We start from the raw sequence: 2,128 nt of genomic DNA on the forward strand, positions 1-2,128 counted from the left end.
CCCTCGGGGACCGCTCCATCCCGGCGAACCACGACCACACCGCCATCGACCTCCTCGCCAACGTCGACCGGTTCGCCAACCCCGGCAACGCCCACGAGCTCCAGGACTACATCCGCCCCCAGGGCGAGAACAGGTTCCACGTCCTCGCCAGCCAGAACAACGCCGCCAACCGCGAAGTCATCGACGGCGCCGCGTTCGTCCAACTCCACCACGTGCTGCGCTCCTTCTACCACCTCATCGTGGTGGACACCGGCAACGCCTCGACGGCCAGCACCTGGCAGGCCGCCGTCGGGCTCTCCGACGAGCTGGTCCTGGTCGCCATGGCCAAGGAGGACTCCGTGAAGACCCTCGCCGCCACCGTCGACACCCTCGTAGACGACGGCATGCAGGACAAGCTCGCCCGCGGCGTGCTGCTGCTCACCGAACCGCCCCTGGCCTCGAAGAACCGCAAGGCCCACCTCGAACTCCTCGAGCGCACACGCGAGCACTTCTCCGACTACGTCCGCGCCGTCGTGGTCCTGCCGTTCGACCCGGCCCTGGACAACGGCGGCCCCATCGTCTACCACAACCTCTCCGCCCAGAGCAAGGAAGCCTGGCTCAAGGCCACGGCCGAGATCATGAAGGGCCTTTGATTCAGCTGCTCGCCCAGCGCTGGGGGCCGGCATCTCCGTGGTGCTGGGCGTCGGTGCGCCGTGGGAGTCCTACAACCGCCGTTCTGGTCGGAACCCTGTAAGTTGCGGCGCCCGATCCCGCTCTACCGTCCATCCTTGTTACATGAAACAATGGGGGCATGAACGTGAAGGATCGGGTCAGCGAGCACAGACGCCGGATGCGCCAGGCGGGCTTCCGGCCCATTCAGGTGTGGGTGCCGGACACCCGCTCCAAGTCCTTTGCCGAAGAGGCGAGGCGGCAGAGCGCCATCGTGGCCGAGTCCGACCGGCACTCGGACATCCACGAGTGGATTGACGCGGTGTCCGTGTCCTGGGACGACGAGGAGTGAGAGGCGAGATCTGGACAGTGGCCGGAGGCGGCTACGCCTCCAAGCCCCGCCCGGCACTGGTGATCCAGGACGACCGGTTCGATGACGTGGGCTCCTTGACGGTGATCCCCCTGACCTCCACCCTGAACGACACCCCGCTCCTGCGGATCCCGGTCGAGCCCTCCCAGCGGACGGGCCTGACGCAGAAGAGCCAGATCATGATCGACAAGATGACCACAGTGCCGCGCGCCAACGCCCACCAGCGGGTGGGGCACCTGACCTCAACCGAGATGGTCGAGGTCGAGCGGGCACTGCTGGTCTTCCTCGGCATCGCCTGACGGGGATCTGCGCGCGCAGGAAGGCTCGGCACCATTTGCTGCCGGACCTTCCTGCGACCTCCGTGCGAGCGCTTCCCTTCCCACTCATGGGTTTACCGGTCCTGGGCGAGGTGCTTTCCCTGGGTGCGGGACTGCTGGACAGTATTCGCCTTTGCCTTGCCGATGCTCTTCCCGCGGCCGGCTGCGGCGTGGGCGATGGGGTACTTCTGCTGAGCCTCGCCGAACTGCTTGGCCGCGATCGCCTTCTCCGGAGCCCCCGCAGTGCGCATGCGGGCTGCTTCGGCCTCCAAGCGGGCGGCGCGGTCGTAGGCCGCTCCGGCATCGGCTGCGGCCTTGGCGCCGGCAGCCTTGCGCTGCCTGGCAGCCTGTCGGACCGCGGCGGCGGCCTTCTCCGGGTCGGATGGCGCTATCTGCGCGGCGTCCCGCTCGAATGCGGCGGCGTGGTCCCTGCCCTGCTCGGCCACGAAGCCCTGCTGCCGGGTATCCCCACTCGGGATATCTCCGTGATCGGGCTCGGCCCCGGCCGCGTCGTAGTCGCGCAGGAGGCTGCGGATCTTCTGGGCCTCCGGGTAGTACGACGGCGGCCCCTCCCACCGGGACAGGCGCGCCCACCGCTGCGCCCGGGCCAGCCGCGCCGGATCCGTGTTCTTCAAGGGCTCGGTGGACTTCTGGCCCTCCTGCAGGAGCTTGTGCGGGTCGAAGCCGTAGCGCTCGGCCGCGGCGCGGCGCAATGTCTCCTCGGCCTGGGCGGCGCGTGGGTCGTGCTCGGCCCAGGCGTTGGAGACCTCGTAGGCGTTCAGGATCTCCGGCA

General features: G+C 68.8%; 3 protein-coding genes and 1 pseudogene. 3 read left to right on the forward strand and 1 reads right to left on the reverse strand.

Going from position 1 to position 2,128, the window contains the following annotated elements; all coding sequences use genetic code 11:
• The 3 genes from V7053_RS18865 to V7053_RS18875 all read left to right on the forward strand — a co-directional run.
• Positions 1–632, forward strand: a 632-nt coding sequence (locus V7053_RS18865; RefSeq protein WP_443022670.1) for a MinD/ParA family ATP-binding protein, incomplete at its 5' end; no start/stop codon positions are given.
• Between the two features lie 158 nt (positions 633–790).
• Entirely contained in the window at positions 791–1,000 is a 210-nt protein-coding gene (locus V7053_RS18870; RefSeq protein ID WP_334173784.1) for an antitoxin MazE family protein, read from the forward strand.
• The gene (locus V7053_RS18875; RefSeq protein ID WP_334173785.1) at positions 997–1,317 is read left to right on the forward strand and encodes a type II toxin-antitoxin system PemK/MazF family toxin; all 321 of its coding nucleotides are present in this window, start codon (positions 997–999) and stop codon (positions 1,315–1,317) included. The genes V7053_RS18870 and V7053_RS18875 overlap by 4 nt, the downstream gene beginning before the upstream one ends.
• A gap of 92 nt (positions 1,318–1,409) precedes the next feature.
• Here the strand turns inward: V7053_RS18875 and V7053_RS18880 are convergent.
• A pseudogene (locus V7053_RS18880) lies at positions 1,410–2,128 on the reverse strand (hypothetical protein); the annotation flags it as partial.

This window comes from Sinomonas sp. (assembly GCF_036848755.1).
In the GTDB taxonomy this organism is placed as follows: Bacteria; Actinomycetota; Actinomycetes; order Actinomycetales; family Micrococcaceae; genus Sinomonas.

Excerpts from the sequence above, each read along its gene's own strand:
- V7053_RS18870 (WP_334173784.1), top strand. The coding sequence starts at position 791 with ATGAACGTGAAGGATCGGGTCAGCGAGCACAGACGCCGGATGCGCCAG.